13 protein-coding genes are annotated in these 14,590 nt (G+C 43.5%); 7 read left to right on the top strand and 6 right to left on the bottom strand.

Annotated features, from left to right (window positions below; genetic code table 11):
• Positions 1 to 14: 14 nt before the first annotated feature.
• Positions 15 to 1,103: an ABC transporter substrate binding protein gene (locus MHN81_RS01355; protein ID WP_023399661.1), complete on the top strand. Its 1,089-nt coding sequence runs from the start codon at positions 15 to 17 to the stop codon at positions 1,101 to 1,103.
• On the opposite strand, the gene MHN81_RS01350 is transcribed toward MHN81_RS01355, so the two are convergent.
• Positions 1,104 to 1,538 carry a hypothetical protein gene (locus MHN81_RS01350; RefSeq protein WP_239424843.1) on the bottom strand — a complete coding sequence of 145 codons (435 nt, stop codon included), beginning with the start codon at positions 1,536 to 1,538 and terminating at the stop codon, positions 1,104 to 1,106. It abuts the gene before it with no gap.
• 171 nt (positions 1,539 to 1,709) lie between these two features.
• Between MHN81_RS01350 and MHN81_RS01345 the strand changes: the two genes are divergently transcribed.
• Positions 1,710 to 3,077: a serine hydrolase domain-containing protein gene (locus tag MHN81_RS01345; protein ID WP_239424842.1), complete on the top strand. Its 1,368-nt coding sequence runs from the start codon at positions 1,710 to 1,712 to the stop codon at positions 3,075 to 3,077.
• Positions 3,078 to 3,123: 46 nt separating this feature from the next.
• Here the strand turns inward: MHN81_RS01345 and MHN81_RS01340 are convergent, their stop codons facing one another.
• The 3 genes from MHN81_RS01340 to MHN81_RS01330 all read right to left on the bottom strand — a co-directional run bounded on the left by MHN81_RS01340 (position 3,124) and on the right by MHN81_RS01330 (position 8,779).
• Complete coding sequence (locus tag MHN81_RS01340) at positions 3,124 to 5,310, bottom strand: DUF6359 domain-containing protein (protein WP_023399664.1); 2,187 nt, start codon at positions 5,308 to 5,310, stop codon at positions 3,124 to 3,126.
• Positions 5,311 to 5,415: 105 nt separating this feature from the next.
• Positions 5,416 to 7,455: a bifunctional 2',3'-cyclic-nucleotide 2'-phosphodiesterase/3'-nucleotidase gene (locus MHN81_RS01335; protein ID WP_239424841.1), complete on the bottom strand. Its 2,040-nt coding sequence runs from the start codon at positions 7,453 to 7,455 to the stop codon at positions 5,416 to 5,418.
• Positions 7,456 to 7,696: 241 nt separating this feature from the next.
• Positions 7,697 to 8,779, bottom strand: a complete 1,083-nt coding sequence (locus MHN81_RS01330) for a helix-turn-helix transcriptional regulator (protein WP_239424840.1) — start codon at positions 8,777 to 8,779, stop codon at positions 7,697 to 7,699.
• 195 nt (positions 8,780 to 8,974) lie between these two features.
• Here MHN81_RS01330 and MHN81_RS01325 point away from each other — a divergent pair, with 195 nt between their 5' ends.
• On the top strand, positions 8,975 to 9,823 hold the full coding sequence (locus MHN81_RS01325) for a DUF2306 domain-containing protein (RefSeq protein WP_239424839.1): 849 nt from the start codon (positions 8,975 to 8,977) through the stop codon (positions 9,821 to 9,823).
• Positions 9,824 to 9,871: 48 nt separating this feature from the next.
• Here MHN81_RS01325 and MHN81_RS01320 read toward each other — a convergent pair whose 3' ends face one another.
• Positions 9,872 to 10,315 (bottom strand): nuclear transport factor 2 family protein, encoded by a 444-nt coding sequence (locus MHN81_RS01320; RefSeq protein WP_239424838.1) that lies wholly within the window; start codon positions 10,313 to 10,315, stop codon positions 9,872 to 9,874.
• Between the two features lie 203 nt (positions 10,316 to 10,518).
• Positions 10,519 to 11,214, bottom strand: a complete 696-nt coding sequence (locus MHN81_RS01315; protein WP_239424837.1) for a LipL32 family surface lipoprotein — start codon at positions 11,212 to 11,214, stop codon at positions 10,519 to 10,521.
• 250 nt (positions 11,215 to 11,464) lie between these two features.
• Between MHN81_RS01315 and MHN81_RS01310 the strand changes: the two genes are divergently transcribed.
• The 4 genes from MHN81_RS01310 to MHN81_RS01295 all read left to right on the top strand — a co-directional run bounded on the left by MHN81_RS01310 (position 11,465) and on the right by MHN81_RS01295 (position 14,541).
• Complete coding sequence (locus MHN81_RS01310) at positions 11,465 to 12,586, top strand: saccharopine dehydrogenase NADP-binding domain-containing protein (protein WP_023399670.1); 1,122 nt, start codon at positions 11,465 to 11,467, stop codon at positions 12,584 to 12,586.
• Positions 12,583 to 13,059 (top strand): DUF2269 domain-containing protein, encoded by a 477-nt coding sequence (locus tag MHN81_RS01305; RefSeq protein WP_023399671.1) that lies wholly within the window; start codon positions 12,583 to 12,585, stop codon positions 13,057 to 13,059. The genes MHN81_RS01310 and MHN81_RS01305 overlap by 4 nt, the downstream gene beginning before the upstream one ends.
• Before the next feature lie 3 nt (positions 13,060 to 13,062).
• Positions 13,063 to 13,446, top strand: a complete 384-nt coding sequence (locus MHN81_RS01300; protein WP_023399672.1) for a DoxX-like family protein — start codon at positions 13,063 to 13,065, stop codon at positions 13,444 to 13,446.
• Positions 13,447 to 13,539: 93 nt separating this feature from the next.
• Positions 13,540 to 14,541 (top strand): tetratricopeptide repeat protein, encoded by a 1,002-nt coding sequence (locus MHN81_RS01295; protein WP_023399673.1) that lies wholly within the window; start codon positions 13,540 to 13,542, stop codon positions 14,539 to 14,541.
• Positions 14,542 to 14,590 lie beyond the last annotated feature (49 nt).

Here is a 14,590-nt window from a genome sequence, read left to right as displayed (position 1 = left end):
ACAAGGAGCCCATCATGGTTAATCACTTAAATCGATTGATCCCGTTACTATTTATATTCGGATTTATTGCTTACACCCTTATTGCGGTACAAAACAAACCCAGAGTGCTGGTTCTGCACAGTTATCACATTGGTTACTCTTGGACTGATAGGGTTAATATCGGGATAGCCCAAGTCCTAAAAGATGAGGCATTTTCGGTACGATATCATTATATGGATACCAAGCGTCATTCTGGCAGCGGGTTTAAATCGCGCGCGGGCACACGTGCTCAAAAGTTGATTGATAGCTGGGAGCCGCATGTGATCATCGCAGTTGATGACAACGCGCAAAAATATGTGACCAAACACTATTTAAATCACCCCAAGATAAACGTCGTATTTTCTGGCGTAAACGCCAAACCTGAGGCGTATGGTTTTGATCAAGCAGATAATGTAACGGGAATTTTAGAGCGACGGCCGCTGCCGATTGTCAAAGAAAGTATCTTAAAAATATTTTTTCCCGATAGCATTAATATCGCCGATTCTAATCCGGTAGACGTGGTTTTCATTACCGATAACTCGACAACCAGTAAGTTAAATATTGAGTTGATCAAGCAATATACTTGGGCGCCAGAAATTAACCTAGATATCATCAAAGTTTGTAGTTACAAACAATGGCAAGAAGCGGTGTTATTGGCCAATCAGCAATCTGATTTAATTTTATTAAATGGCTACAAAACACTGGTCCCAGCCAAAGATGCCGAAGGGAAAGATCCATGTAATAGCAAAGGGAAAGATCGTGTAGCAGTTAAAGAAGTGATCAAGTGGACACAGGAAAACACCGCCAATGTGCCTGTACTTGGGTTTTCTTCTTCCTATGTTAATGATGGAGGACAAATAGCGTTTAGTGCGTCGCCAGTCGAGCAAGGCCATGTAGCCAGCGAAATGGCCATTCAAATAATTCACGGTAAACGCCCCAGTGAGCTGCCAATAGAAAGTGCTAAGCAGTTTACCTTTTACATGCGTGAGTCACTATTTGAGCGTTACCCTGATATTGAAATTCCTTTTGTATATAAAGCATTGGCAAGGGCGACGGGCAATTACTATGAAAGTGATAAAAAGTAACTAGATGGGTGTCTGCGAGTCTTTAAGGCGTTCCAACACATTAATGGCACTGAGGTAATGCTCTTTAGAAGCGCGGGAATGCCCCCCCAATGAAGCTGATATCTGAAACGTATATTTCATATCATTGAGCATGTCATGTTTTTTTAGTGGTGTCTCGTTCATAGATGAGGGGGCCATTAAGATCATCATTTGGGTGGTATTAATAAAGCCGGCTTCGAATAAATCTCGTGACATAGCGCCTGCTTCTGCCTCTGAGATATTGTGCACATCATATTTATTGGCAATGGAATGCCATTTAGTTTCCGCAGTTTTGCCGCCTTCGCTTATCAGTACCTGCTCTGTGTCGGTGGCATTGTTCTGATCGAGCTTTGCTGTTTTTGCCGTTGCGGTGCTCGAATAGTTGTAAAGTGAGTATGTTGCGTCGTTTACATTCATCGTTTGCGTGTCCTTTGCATATCGCGAGTGTAAATAACTAAGCAGGCTTAATGCCAAGAATATCCCGACAGTTTTATATACTTTGTAACAACAAAGAACACTTTTTCGACAACAAAAGGAGAGCCTAGATGCTTGAATAATAGGCGTAAACCAAACCACAAGGAAATTGAGATGAAACCTTCTTTAATTGTTACAGTAATAGCGGCAACTTTGTCACTAGGCACCGCAGATGCGATGGCTAGTGATTCCAAATCTTATCAAAAGGAATATCGTAAAGTACTGCGCAGTGAACTTAGCCACAGTGAACCTGGGGCTGCTGCTTTGATCAGTAAAGACGGTGACGTGATTTTTAAAAAAGCCATTGGCCGTGCCAACTTAGAGTTGAATGTACCCCTAAAAGCCAAAAGTGTTTTTAAAATTGGCTCAATCACCAAGCAGTTTACCGCCGCGGCGATTATGATTTTGCAAGAGCGTGGGAAGTTGTCTGTAACGGATGATATTCATAAATATGTGCCCAACTTTCCTACTGACGGGCATGTGGTCACTATCGAGCACTTATTAACGCATACGTCAGGCATTGCCAATTACACCGAGGATAGAGAGTTGATGCTAAAAGAAGCAACAGCTCCAGCAACCTTGGATGAGATACTTACAAGGATTGCTCAGCACCCGATGAAATTCCAGCCCGGCGATGATATGGCTTATTCAAATACAGGCTATCTATTGCTAGGCAAGATCATAGAGGTGGCCAGCGGACAGTCCTATGCGGAGTTTATAGATGAGCATATCTTTCAAAAACTAGATATGAAAAATAGCCATTATGCTGGACGCAAAGTCATCAAAAATCACGTGTCAGGCTATGATGCTACATCAAATGGTTATATTACTCCCGTCCATGTTGACACGAGTTGGCCTCATGCTGCAGGTGCGCTTTCTTCCAATGTGTTTGACTTAAATACTTGGTTTTATGCGCTTGCAAATGAACAATTAATCAGTGAGCAAAGCTACCAGCAAATGCTGGCACCGGTAACATTAAATGATGGTCGCATTTCGAATTATGGATATGGCATTGCTGTGGCCACCTTGGGCGATTACCAAGTGATCACGCACAATGGCGGGATCAATGGCTTTGTTTCTGATGCGCTATATGTGCCTGAAGAGGCACTTTATGTTGCTGTGTTGTCAAACAACACCAATATTTCGCCACCAGTTCTTAGCCAGCGCTTGGCAGCAAAAGCGCTAGATATAAATATGCCGAGCTTTAAAGAAGTTTCTCTCTCCGATGAACAACTTCGCGCGTTTGCGGGTGATTATCGCCTGCAAAATGGGGCTGTCTATACGGTCGCTTATTATCAAGGTGACTTGTATTTCCTACAGCAGGGATGGGGGTATCAAGAGTTATATGCGATGTCGCCAAATAGCTTCTTTTTTGAGGACAGTAATATCTACCTCACTTTCACCCAAAATAGCGATGGTCAGGCGGTATTGAATCAATATGTGAACTTTTCATCGACACCTATTAAAGCAATAAGACAGTAAAACAAAAGGTTCGGGCCAATGTTGCCCGAACCTCGTCACGATATGATTAATTTAACAGCGTTAACTTGCTCACACTGCGCACACCTGGGTGGCTCATATAGTCATTTTTAATGCCTTCGACTCTCAAGCGTTTACCGATTAATTCAGGATTGAGTAAAGGGCTGTATGTATCGCGCTGTGAAGACTCAAGCTTAATATAAAGTTTATTACCAGTATTGTTTGAGTCTGTCAGTTCCAGTGCATATTTATTATTAATTGCTGCTGTGATAGTGCCAGATACAACCACAGGTTGACCATTGCTCATTGCTAACACATCAGAGACACTGAGATCGCTGCCTTGATCTGGGTTAGTGCTATTGTCATCTGAAGTCAGAGTAATACTCGAAACTTGGCGTACCCCGGGCTGACTCATATAGCTGTCACGTACCCCTTTGATCACTAAAGTTGCATTGAGCACATCCGGGTTCAACACAGGACTAAACTGCGCGCGCTGGCTGCTTTCTAATTTGATATTGATGGTAAAGCTTGGATCATTAATGTCTTCTAAAATCAATGCATAAATATTATTTAAAGCAGACTTTACTCGACCAGTTAACTCGATAGACTCACCTTGTGCAGTGGCCAATGCTTGTTCAACTGACATGTATGACGGCGCTATTTGCAATTCAGTGACATAGCGAATGCCTGGTTCACCCATATAGCTGTTGCGCTTTCCTGTCACAATAATATTTTGATTTAAAATTGCAGGGTTTAGCTGTGGGTTAAAGTCGGCTCTTTGGTTGCTTTCCAGCTTAACAAAAATGTGTGTTGCGGGATTGTTGAGGTCGCTTAGTTGCAATCCGTAAATACCATTGACCGCCGCAGTAACCTTACCGATCACGACCAGAGGTGTATTCTGCTGTGCCGCTAACGCATCGCTGACAGATACAGCATTACCCGGTGTAGGGTTTGGATCCGGGTCAGGATCAGGATTTGTTTGACCGTCTCCATATGGAGCATTAAACGAATTGTTTTTGTAGGTATCTGTGTCCCATGGATTAAAACCGCTAGCTGGCGTGCCCCACGGTTGACCATTGTTGGGATCTGACATTTCTTGAGATGCCATGGGGGTCGGTGTAGCAAACCCGCTGGCATGGCCATTTTGACCATCGAAGTATTGATAACTTTCAGGGGATGCAAGCCAGTTTATGATATTAACAGCGAGTACAGAAGCATGACCGGGATCTGTCCAACCAGGATAGGTTTTTTTAGTGTTGCCGTTGTCTTGGCGACGGTATTTTGGTGTCGCATCTTCTATCGGAGATGAATCACCGATGAAAGCGGCTTTACCGGCACCAGATTTGGCGATAGCAACGTAGGGGCCTTCAGCTTTTCCGCCAAAATATAATCCGTCATCTTTGGCATGTCGCCATTTGACTGGTGTATCTGACTCTGAGAAGTAAACCAGTCCCTTGGCTTTTTGTGGGTCAACAATTGCGAGGGTTGCACCAGCTGCCATCAAGATCGGGTCAACACCTTGTGTGATCCCTTCAGTTTGAGTGCTAGGTTCTACACCACTCACACCTTGTTTGTAATCAACACCATTAAAACGGAAGCGGATCCCAAAGTTTTCAACTAGCCATCCAGCATGAGCCGATTTGGGGTTGCGCCAGTCGCCATATGCGCCACCCATGTTATATTTACTCAGATCTGAGCGGTTGTAGCCGTTGAATACTTCAGTTGCATCCCAAGTATTTAAATTGCGATCGGCATCATAGTGATCGGCAACAAAAAATATGCCTTTGCCACTGGCGACATATTGCTCAAGCGCAGCTTGCTCAGCCAATGTGAATGGTCTATTGGTTTCCGCCAGTACAAACACATCGGCGTCTTTGATTGCATCAAAGGTAATGATTGCTTCATTTGTTTGTGCGCCATTAGTACGATCATCATAAAAGCGGATGCGACCATCATTGTTTAGGTCAACACCGCGGTATTCTTTGACGGTATAGCCTTGTTGAACAAGCGCGTCTGCAAAGTCCGAAAAAGCGCCGTCAATGACCCAGTCAGCATTGCCTTCAACACCGCCGTGTGATACGTCAAAATAGACGGTCTTGCCATTATTATTTGCTGCACTCGGTACTTTAACTGGCGCTGTGTTATTCCAGTCGTAGGCTGCGGCGGTTGTAAAGGTTGAATGGGCAAGTAAACCCGCACTGAGCAAGACTGATAAAGTCAGTTTATTTACAGTCATTTTTCAATTCCCGTTGGTTTGGTTTATTGTTACAGCCAACTTCCTAAATAGCTGCAAAGGAGGTGAGGTGCACTCTTTTGTGCACCCCGTATGGGTATTTGGGTGTTATTGGTTGTTAAGTTGAGATAAGTTCAATTGATACAGTGCAAAGCCGGCTTCATTGGTTTTATCAAGCGGCTGAATATGGTTGAATTGTTCACTGTATGTTTTAGCGTGCTCACTGTTTGACGTAGTGAACTGAATTTGTGCGTTTTCAATGGCAGTAAATGACCAATTCAAATCGGCAGAAGGATCTAAACCTTTCCCTTCATTAGCACCGCTTTGGTGGGTGATATAATTGGCAACAACTTGGCGGTTCTCATCAGGTGATGGGAGGATGATTTTATCAGCGCTGATGCCCGGGAAGTTACCACCACCTGAAGCGCGATAGTTATTGGTGACGACTAAAAACACCTGTTTGTCGGAAATGGGCTTTCCTTGAAATGATAGTGCTTTGATACGCTGCCCATCTGATACTTTTTCGCCTTGACTGTTGTAGCGCGCAGGCTGAGTGATATCTATTTGGTATGTTACTCCGTCGATCACGTCGTAGTTATAAGATGGGAAATCAACATTGATTAAGGATTGCATTTCCGTTGCTTCTGGGTCGATTTGGTTAAATTGCCCAGCTGACATTTCCAGCCACTCTTGCACCTCTGCACCTGTCAACTTTAAGATTGTTAAGGTATTTGGATAGATGTAGAGATCTGCCACGTTACGGTAGGCAATATCACCTGCTGCGATATAGGTATAGTCGTCGGCACCACCACGTCCAGCTCTAAAAGGTGCGCCTGCCGAAAGGATTGGCAGTCCATCATGCTCTGTGCCTTGCATTTTCTCTTGCGCGTACCAGGTCTGTGCATCGGTCACGATTTGGATTGAAGGGTCATCGTTGACTAGAGCAAAGAAGCTATTTACTTGGTTGGTAATTTTTGCAAAAGGTTCATTTACCCAAGTACGAGTTTCTTCGTGGTCATGATGCACAGCAGCTTCAATGTCGGCATCGTTGTCAGCCAAAGAAGTGATGTTTCTGTCTGCATCTTGTTCATATATCGGCATGAGTGTCGATTGCGATTCTGTTACTGCCCAGCCTTCGGCTTGATAGGTGAGAGTAACGTCGATGATACCTAGGTGGTTGCCCCAAAAGCCTGGCATAACGGCGGCAACACCATTAACAGTTCCTTTTTTGGTGTCGATGCCTTTGTCTTCCATGCCTTCATAGCGTGGACCTGGAAAATTGGTATGAGAATGGCCGAACATGATGGCATCAATACCTGCGACCTTAGACAGGTGGTAGCTGGCATTTTCTTGTTTTTCAGTTTGTGCGGAGGTATCGATCCCTGAATGTGGAATGGCAATGATGATATCTGCGCCTTCTGACTTCATTTGTGGCACGTATTTGTTTGCCATGGCGATGATGTCTTTGGCAATAACTTTACCTTCAAGGTTAGCCTTATCCCACTGCATGATTTGCGGAGGTACAAATCCGATATAACCGACTTTGATGGTGTGGGTGTTGCCGTCAGTATCTACAAATGCTTTTTCTTGAATCAGATATGGAGAGAACAGTGGTTCGTCATTGCTGTCGTCATCGTCGCCATCGTCTTTAAAAACATTGGCAGAAATATAGGGGAAGTTCGCGTCATCTATGGCTTCTTGTAAAAACTCTAAACCGAAATTGAATTCATGATTACCAATATTGGCAACGTCATAGTCCAAGGTGTTCATCGCTTTATAAACAGGGTGGATTTCACCGTCTTGCAGGTTTTTTATTTTCGCAATGTAATCACCTAGGGGGCTACCTTGGATAAGGTCACCATTGTCTACAAGTACAGAGTTTTGCGCTTCGTTTCTTGCTTTATGGATTAAGGCTGCGGTTTTTACTAGGCCGACTTTGTTGTCTTGCGCATCTGTAAAATAGTTAAAATTAAGCACATTGGCATGTAGGTCTGTGGTTTCCATCAGACGCAACTCGATGGCTGTGCCAATCACCACTTCTTGATTTGGAACTTTGGCTTTAACTTCGTTGTCATCTGAATCAAAACAACCCGTTAATAGGGTGGTTGTGCTACATAACAGCGCCAATGGCAGTAATTTTGTTTTCATAATCCTTTCTCATATATCGGTTTTAGTGACGCTACTATAGAGAGCAAAAAAGACAAATAAGCTAAGAAAAAGTGGCAAGTTGGTTCCAAAAATATGACAAAAATATTGAGTGGAAGCATCGTCTGTGATTTGTTAAGTAATACTCTTACCTCATTAATTTATATGAAATTATTCATTTTTTGCTTGGGGGATTTGTCTGCGGTTTAGAATTTTTTATTTTGTTTTTTAAGACAGGAGAAGATCAGGTAGATGCCAGTGCCGCTGGTGGTAGCGTTTGTCGATATTGATTTGGTGTTGAGCCTGTATAGGCTTTAAAGGCGCGAGTAAATGGACCGACTGAGGCAAAACCGCTTTCAAGTCCAACGACAAGTACCGACCAATGTTGTTTATCGGCATCGCTTAGTAACTGCATGGCATGTTGAATACGTAGCTCATTGATATAGTGGTTAAAATTACGGGCGCCCATATGTTCTCGTAATATTTTACTGATCTTGTACTCAGAGACATCGAGTTTCCTTGCAATGTCTGCCACTTTTAAATTTGTTTGCAGGTAGCCTTGTTGCTCGATGATAAGGTTGTGAATTTGCTTTGCAAGGGAGTTAGTCGCTTCAGCGCTGGGAGCCAGTGGTTTTAAGCCGTGTGGGTGAGGCGCGGTAGTGTCCTCTTGTGCTTGTTTACGCAATGTGCTGCGCCAAATAAGCAGTGCTTGCAAGCAAATTAAGATACCTATGGTGAGCAGCGATGTGATCAAAGCCAGTTGCTCTGGGTTACCATTAAGCACATTTTGCGCTGTTTTACTGATCAAAATAGCGCTACCAAAAATGCTCAAAAACACAATGCGCTGTTGTTTATCCCTGCGAGATGCACGATTAAACCCTCTACAGGCTTCCCAGCAAGAGAGCATCAATATGCCTGACGACAGTAAAAGGGTGACCTCTCCCAACGAGCTGACCAACAAGCTAAGCCAGCGGGAGTGCAGGGTCCAGTGTGCCGTGACAAAGAGGTAACCTTGCTGAAACACGACCAGTACAGCAATCGTAATTGCAACGGCGATGTGCTGCCATGCAATCGGATTTTTTTCTCGAAAGAGCGCTCTTGCGATCAACCAAAAGCAATTACAAGTTGCACAGGCAAGCATGCCGATAAGGTATTGATAGGGACCAAAGTCTGCGCCAGTAATACGTTTGGCTGCGGTCATTGCAACTGAGCCACAGAAGATTGCAAATAAAATATGGAGTGTCTTTTTATTACGCACACCGAGCTGAGCAAATAGCAATATAAGGCTAACAGCTAGCAAAATGACATGAATGTGTGGCTGTGTCATGTTGTGGTCCTAAAGCTCGAGCGCAGGTAAAAAGTCAACATGTCAATCGTACTCAACTGGCCTCCATACCTCAATTTTGCTTTTGTAAGTAAAGATTGCAAAAAATCATGCGCCGAATTTCGAATTCGGTGCGACTAGTCGCTTTATTTTTGCCACCTTAGTAAATAAATCAATAGATTACAAAAAGGGGCTAAGATGATTTCTTCGACTTTATCACGATTCAAAATACCCACATTGACGGCTGAAAAAACGCTCTACGGTGCGGCTAAAAGCTGGATGGTGGTGGCATTGGCAGGCCAGTGGGCATTTGCCATCTATATCTTGAGTTTATATGCGCTGCCATTGGTTATGGGGAGTATTGAAAAAGCGGGAGCGATATCTCCAGCGCAAGGACTCAATAGCAATATTAATTTTCAATCAGCGATATTTTTTGCGCATGTATTACCAGCAGCTTTAATGGCATTAAGTGGTTTATTTCAACTGATCCCGAATGCGCGCAAGCGCTACCCTCGTTTTCACCGCTACAATGGTCGCGTATTCTTTTTACTTGGCCTGTCAGGAGCGTTGACCGGGTTATATCTAACATGGGGTGCAGGTCACCGACTAAGCGATATAGGGTCATTGGGGGTCACGCTCAATGGGATTTTGATCCCTATTACCATTTACTTTGCTTGGCGTTATGCCATCGAAAAGCGTTTCGGTGCACATCAACGTATGGCGGTACATAGTTTCTTATTGGTAAATGGGGTTTGGACGTTTCGTCTGTATCTGATGGGGTGGTATTTAGTCAATCAAGGGATGAATGGTAATACGCTAACACTTGATGGTCCTGTTGATATATTTATTTCATTCGCCTGTTATCTGTTGCCAATGGCCATGTATGAAATAATTTTATGGGGTAAACGCCACCAACATGTGGGTGTTAAATGGTGTGTAGCTGGGGTAGCTTGTTTTGGTGTTTTGATCACTTTTATTGGTGTTTCTGCCGCTGGGATGATGATGTGGTATCCAAGCATAAATGCAATTTTAACGGCTGTGCTTTAAATTTCCTTCAGTGCGCTGAGCTTATGGAGTCAGCGCGCTTGTTCGAGCTTAGGGTAATTCAGGTGTGACTGTTTGTTTGAAACGGGTATAACCTTTGTGTGCTATTTTCCACTCGTTTTGTACTTTAAGGAAAAATAAGTAATCGGTATAGGCTGTGCCCGTTTCTACATTGACATTGTTGACCTTGGCCATCGCTGCATCATGGGTGATGTCGATAAAATAGACTCTTGTTTTTAAGGTCTCCGGCGCACGGGTCTTTAATCCCTCTGCCAGTTTGTCACCTTGTAGTATCCAAGGTTTGCCTCTGACATTACCTATCATTTGCATCTCAGGTAGAAATACGTCCTGTAAGTTTTGTGCTTTGGCCTCAGAAAAGGCAGCGAAATATTTGTTGATAGCAGCGCGGATTGCGGTTTCATCATCTGATTGTGCCGCGCCAATTGGGGTATGTAGCAATGTAACTAAAAATAAAAAGCACTGGTACTTTTTCATAACGAGTTCCTTGTAAATTCTTATTAAATGGCCTCTTCTATGTGTGTGAAAATACAAATTTGGCCTATTAATTAGCCTAGTTTGTACCCCTAGTTGGTGCAAGTGTGTGCAGCTTATAAAATAAGCTATTGGTCGCAGGATCCTGTAGGCTGGTTACTGGTGGGGAGGGTTAAGGTGATGCACTGCATCACCTTGATGTATTTTTATAACTTACCGTCATTAACCAGCTTATGAAGTTCTTCCAATGAAGCCGCAATTTTCACACCGGGTACATTGGTACCAATGGTGGCTTCAAACGAGCCCTCTACTTGAGAGCGGAAAGAAGTGAATGAAATACGATAAACCCCTCTGACTAAAGATTCGGTCGGGTTGTTTAAATTGGTTGTTTGTCTCAATAGCGAGTTGTAATAAGCGCCACTGGGATTTGCTGGTAGCTCTTGTGTGTCATCGTTGTATCCCAATGGCTGCAATACTTTACCGCCTTGCGCTATTTTTTTGCTATCGATGATATTCATGCGATCAAAAACGATGTAAGTATCAAAGTACTTAGCTTGGTCTTTTTTCATTCCCGGAGCAAAGTTTGTGTGCACAAAGTCTTTGTCAGTTGGTTTTGACTCAACGGGCGATTGCATTGAGATACCAATTTCGTCAACAGCGGCAGGTACCCAAGCGTACAAATAGTATGTATCTTTCCCTTTATACACGCCTTCTGGTTTGACCGTAGCGTCAACATAGCCATAGTAATTGACGTAGTTTGCATAAGGGGCTCTAACCTCTAATGGACCAACTCCCTGAGATAGAGAACTTTTTAAATAAGGTGATTGAGATGTGCTCATACAAGCGGTAAGTGTGGCAAGAGAAAGGACAGCTATCACCTTTCCTGTTGTTTTAAGCGTCATTAAATAACTCCTTGTCCTGATAGAATTCAAGGCAAGTCTAGTTGTGATCGCACACTTTGCAATGTGAAATGAATGGATTTTTCTTCATCTTAAAAAGTTGAAACCGCGTCAACCCCATCGCTTTTTTGTGTCTGTGATTTTAGGTATTATAGCGGTCTGTAAAGGTTGTTGATTTGTAATAGATTCTTTTGCCTTTATGGGCTTAAAACCTGCAATCTTGATGCTGTGGTGTTAGAAGTAAGGATAGGCAATGTCAAAAAAGGTAATCATATTAGGCGGCTATGGTAATTTTGGTCAGCGAATAGCTAAATCTTTAGCTAGTCACGATATTACCTTGGTAATAGCAGGAAGAAATCTAGCAAAAGCAGAACACTATGTGGAGCTACTGAAACAATCCGCTAAAGCAACACTTGAAGCTTGGCAGATAGATTTGCATGCAAGCGCATTTTCACAGCAATTAAAAGCACAAAAGCCGTTTATGGTGATCCACACAGGGGGGCCTTATCAAGGCCAAAGCTACGCAGTACCGAAGGCCTGCATTGACGCAGGTGCCCATTATATTGATTTGGCTGATGACCGACAGTTTGTATGTAATATTGGCAGTTTAGATAAATTGGCGCGGGAAAGTGGTGTGTTAGTCGTAAGTGGTGCCAGTTCGGTGCCGGGGTTATCTTCGGCGGTGATCGAGCACTTTTTACCTTTGTTTGAAAATATAGACAGTATTGATATCGCCATCGCACCCGGTAACAAAGCCCAAAGAGGCACCGCAACAATTGAGGCCATTCTAACCTACACCGGGCATCCTTTTTCGGTATTTAGACAAGGTCGCTGGCAACCCGCCTATGGTTGGATGGATGCTAAAAGCCATGACTTTGGCGGTATTGCAAAGCGCCGTTTGTTAGCCAATGTAGATGTGCCAGATCTGGCCTTATTTCCCGATCGGTATGGTGTTTCCGAGCGAGTTAGTTTTCAAGCTGGGTTGGAATTACCTTTATTACACTGGGGAATGGTCGCAATGGCCGCCATTGCAAAGTGGAAAATAGTCAAAAATTGGGCTCCTTTGGCCAAGCGGCTCGATGTTTTGAGCAACTGCTTTTTAAAATTTGGCAGCGATATTGGCGCAATGGAGGTATCGATTAAGGGACGAGATTTAAGCGCCCAGCCTCAGACATTGACTTGGCGACTGTATGCGCCTAATGGTCAGGGGCCTTATATTCCCACTTTTTCAGCGATAATTCTTGCTAAAAAACTGTTATCAGATAGCGTCGCTCACCGAGGAGCCACCGCGTGCGTTAGTCTGCTGAAACTATCGGAATTTTATACGCACTTCAATGCGTTTGGCATATATCAAAAAGAGCAGGTATTGAAATGATGGAGCCTTATTTTATCGCCAAATTTATTCATATCTTAGCGGCGATTGTGGTGATGGGGACGGGCGCAGGTATCGCGTTTTTTATGTTCATGGCAAACCGCTCTAATAACCCTCAAGCAATTTATGTGACCACGCAACATGTTGTATTAGGAGACTGGCTATTTACTACACCGGCCGTTGTCACACAGATAGTAAGTGGTCTCTATCTAATGCATTTGCTTGGCTATTCCTTTCAATCCCCTTGGTTTTTCGCGGTTGCCGGGCTTTTTGGTTTTATAGGTCTTTGTTGGCTACCAGTATTGAAAATACAATATCGATTACGTCGATTAGCCAAAGAGTCTATCGAAAAAGGGCATGTGACTGCAGAATTTAAAGCCTTAATGCGACGTTGGACCCTGTTGGGGGTCCCGGCTTTTATCGCTATTTTAGGGTTATTAGTGCTCATGGTCTTTAAGCCACTATCGGTGGTATAACTGATGTTTTTACAGCACAACACATTGTATAACTATGCCTGCTTTAGCCTCGCTTTTATCTGGATATTTACTGGCTTAACTTCAGTGTTTTTTGCGCCACATATTGGTTTTGATATTCTTGCAGAAGCACAAATTTATGGCTCCGTGGCCAAGGCCGCTGTCTATGGTGGTGGCGCATTGGATATTGGGTTGGGGTTATGGTTGTTGGTTAAGAAAAAAATCAAATTGTGTTGTGTGGTGCAGGTGCTGACTATTATTGTATATAGCGGGCTATTATCTTGGATTGATAGCAGTTTTTGGTTGCATCCGTTTGGGCCCGTTACTAAAAACTTGCCAATAATTGTGCTTATTTTATGGGTCTATCATACTGATTCAAAGCAACCATAGCGGTCAGTGTTTTGCGTATCAAGCGCTCGGTTATTTTGAATAATACGCGCTGCCTATCTATATTTTAGTTAACTTATTCGGTGGAGAGGTGATGTGCGAGCTGCTGAGGTAATTGCCTTACTTAGTCTTATTTCAGGTACGGTTGTGGCCGCTCCGCTGGACGATAAGCTTAAAGAAGCGGAGGATTATCTACGTGTTGATCCTTCTCGAACACTGAAAATTCTCAATAATATTCCTACGCCTCACGCCTTGACGGATGTACAGCAAATTAGATGGCATATTGCTGCGATGCGGGCGTCCGTATTTACTGGCGATCTGAAACAAATTATTGATTCTATAGAAGCAATTTTTCATCATCAAACACATCCATACTTTATTGATAAGCTCGTAACTGTAACGAGTGGCACTGGTATTTGGCTGCGTAAACACGATTACATCATTGACGCACAGATCAGCCTTGAGTGCTCGGTGAAGTATGCCATTAACGATAGGCAAAGGCTGACCATTACAAATAGTTTGGCACTGCTTGCTCGGCAACTTGATGAATTGGAAAAAGCGAAAGCCTTGTATAGCAAAGCGCAGAAATTAGCGAAACTTGCAGATAGAAAGAACTTATTGGCAATCATTGAGAATAACCAGGGTTTGATCGCACTGGAAGAGGGGCGTATTGAGCGGGCAGAGCAGCACTTCAGGGCGGCACTGGCAGGTTATCAAAATATTGATAAACGCTCGGGCCAGATCTCTGCAGGCGTAAATTTACTATTTGTCTTTGCCTTGCAGCAACAATGGGTCAATTTTCAAAGGTTATATAGCCCAACAGAAACCTTAACGTTGGCATTTCCAAATGCGGGTAAGCAGGCTTTGCTACTGTGGCTCAATACACGATTTAAGCATATGCATGGGGAGCCTTTAACCGTTGAAGAAAAGAAATCGCTGCTCGACGCTTACGCACAGTTAGATGATGATAGGATCCGTAAGTTAGTGCGCGAACACTTATCAACAGGCATGGATATGGTGTTACCAGGATTAAAAAAGCCGGCCACAAAGCGTTTTAATCGACCATGGTTTGAAAAAGTGAAGCGCTGTGACTGGTAGTCGCTGAAACGGATTGCAGTTGCTTGTGGGCTCATCGGTAACTAAAGCG

This window comes from Pseudoalteromonas sp. Of7M-16 (assembly GCF_022347805.1).
Taxonomy (GTDB): domain Bacteria; phylum Pseudomonadota; class Gammaproteobacteria; order Enterobacterales; family Alteromonadaceae; genus Pseudoalteromonas; species Pseudoalteromonas luteoviolacea_F.
Note: the sequence above shows the minus strand (reverse complement) of the source record. Positions and strands in the feature narration are given on the sequence as shown.